The sequence below is a fragment of the Streptomyces sp. NPDC044571 genome (assembly GCF_040647115.1).
Taxonomy (GTDB): domain Bacteria; phylum Actinomycetota; class Actinomycetes; order Streptomycetales; family Streptomycetaceae; genus Streptomyces.
The window spans coordinates 1-1,036 of record NZ_JBEZBN010000158.1 but is presented as its reverse complement, the minus strand read 5'-3'; the positions used below and the strand labels follow the sequence as shown (position 1 = coordinate 1,036).

The window sequence follows — 1,036 nt, the reverse complement described above, 5'->3', positions numbered from 1 at the left end:
CCGGCCGTCCCTCAGGGGACCGGCCCGCCGGTACGGCGGTGGCGGGTAGGCCGGGCATGGCGGCCAGGCCGGCCCAGACGAGCGGGTCGAAGTACGGGCACTCCACACCGTCGACGTCGAACGGGCGTTCCCGCGGATCGGTGTCCGGCGGACCGGCGCCCGGTCAGGCGGTGGGCAGCGGTCGGTTCCCGTGCGGGTGCAGGCGGTCGGTGAGGAAGGCGAGGATCTCGTCGCGGGCCCGGATGGTGGGGTGGCCGGTCTCGTCGACGAGATGGGCGGTGACGACGCTGTGCGGGGTGCTGACCAGTTCGGCGAAGAAGGGCGGCGGGGCCGGGTTGGCGGCGCTGTCCGGGAGGACGCGCCCGTCGAAGGCGTCCCCGAGCAGCGCGCGGTAGGCGGCGAAGCGCTGCCCCGTGCACCAGCGGTCCCCCTCGAAGCGGTAGGCGAGGACGGTGAGTCCGTCGCGGTCGAGTCGGTCGCGCAGTGCGCGGGCGTCGGCCGCGTCGAGTTCGAGTCCGCCGGGGTCGTCGAGCGGCAGCGACGGGTGGTTGACCACCGGGGCGATCACCGCCGGCTCCAGGGCCATGGTGAGGGCGAAGTTGCCGGTGAAGCACAGGCCGATGGCGCCCACCCCGGGCCCACCGCACTCCGTGTGGGCTTGGCGCGCAAGGCCGCGCAGCCAGACCGTCACCGGGCTGGTGCCGCCCCCGGCTAAGGCACGGAACTCCGCGCTGACACAGGCGCGGCGGACGACCTCCCGGCCGCCCTCGACTGTGGGGAAGGCACCGTCCGTCCCGAACAGGGAGGGCACATGGACGGTGAAGCCCGCGTCCCGCACCCAGCGCGCGAGCCGCAGGACGTCGGGACTGATGCCCGGCATCTCGGGCAGCACCACGACCGCGGGCCCGGCCCCGGCCACGTACACCGTCTTCTCCACCCCCTCCACGGCCACGCTCCGGCGGATGAAGTCGGTGATCGGATCGTCGTCGCTCATGGGGCCAGCCTGTCCCGGGACCGGCCTCGGGGTGAGGGGCAG

The 1,036-nt window shown here is 74.7% G+C and carries 1 protein-coding gene; it reads right to left on the bottom strand.

Annotated elements, in window-relative coordinates; translation table 11 throughout:
• Positions 1-163 precede the first annotated feature (163 nt).
• The gene (locus AB0B01_RS30965; RefSeq protein WP_361726345.1) at positions 164-994 is read right to left on the bottom strand and encodes a dienelactone hydrolase family protein; all 831 of its coding nucleotides are present in this window, start codon (positions 992-994) and stop codon (positions 164-166) included.
• Between the last annotated feature and the right edge of the window lie 42 nt (positions 995-1,036).

Coding starts and splice junctions, on each gene's coding strand:
- AB0B01_RS30965 (WP_361726345.1), bottom strand. CDS start 994: ATGAGCGACGACGATCCGATCACCGACTTCATCCGCCGGAGCGTGGCC.